Raw genomic sequence first — 555 nt, 5'->3', positions numbered from 1 at the left:
ATTAATTTCTTTTCCTTTGTTATACGCTGTCACCGCTGTTTGAGCAGCCGGTTCAATGATATCTTTTGAAAGATTATAGACTTCTTTGAATATAACAAACCCTTGTTCATTTAAAGCTCCTGGTAACAACGCTATTTGTTGTAAATCACCCTCAATTGATTTTTGGGTATTTAGTAATTCATTTTTTAGCTGGTCGATTTTCCCTGTTCCATCTGAACTTAGTACACCTTGCGCTTTTGTCACATCAGTATCGAGATCTTTAAGTTTTGTATCAAGCTGTAATTTAAGATCTGTTAATTCATTAATCTGACGTTGTACGTTGTCTTGGTTCGTCATAGCCATGTCCTGAAGAACTTCTAGCCTATCCAAAAATCCTTCTTTATCTTCTCTATTGTCTACAAATCCTTTTAATGCTGGATAGTAGCTATTAAATTTAGTTACAAATCCTTTACTTTTTGAATTTAATAGAATTAATTTTGGATAAAGTTCCGTTGACCATTCGTTCATATCTTTCTTGATTAGATCTTGGTTCGTATTTAAAGATGGGACTTCCAC

General features: G+C 33.3%; 1 protein-coding gene. It reads right to left on the bottom strand.

The features are described from left to right. Positions 1 to 555 (bottom strand): HBL/NHE enterotoxin family protein (locus BPMYX0001_RS27670; protein WP_033799814.1); only part of this gene is annotated, 555 nt, incomplete at both ends.

This window comes from Bacillus pseudomycoides DSM 12442, from assembly GCF_000161455.1.
Lineage (GTDB): Bacteria > Bacillota > Bacilli > Bacillales > Bacillaceae_G > Bacillus_A > Bacillus_A pseudomycoides.
Note: the sequence above shows the minus strand (reverse complement) of the source record. Positions and strands in the feature narration are given on the sequence as shown.